This window comes from Bacillus sp. MM2020_4 (assembly GCF_011250555.1).
Classification (GTDB): domain Bacteria; phylum Bacillota; class Bacilli; order Bacillales; family Cytobacillaceae; genus Neobacillus.
The window spans coordinates 1-226 of the sequence record NZ_JAANMZ010000151.1; the positions used below are offsets into that span (position 1 = coordinate 1).

Sequence of the window (226 nt, forward strand, 5' to 3'; positions counted from 1 at the left end):
TCCTTAGAAAGGAGGTGATCCAGCCGCACCTTCCGATACGGCTACCTTGTTACGACTTCACCCCAATCATCTGTCCCACCTTAGGCGGCTGGCTCCTTACGGTTACCCCACCGACTTCGGGTGTTACAAACTCTCGTGGTGTGACGGGCGGTGTGTACAAGGCCCGGGAACGTATTCACCGCGGCATGCTGATCCGCGATTACTAGCGATTCCGGCTTCATGTAGG

Annotated in this window: 1 rRNA gene; it reads right to left on the reverse strand. The window is 56.6% G+C overall.

Annotated elements, in window-relative coordinates:
* Positions 1 to 7: 7 nt before the first annotated feature.
* Positions 8 to 226: ribosomal RNA gene (locus G6554_RS25550) — 16S ribosomal RNA — on the reverse strand; the annotation flags it as partial.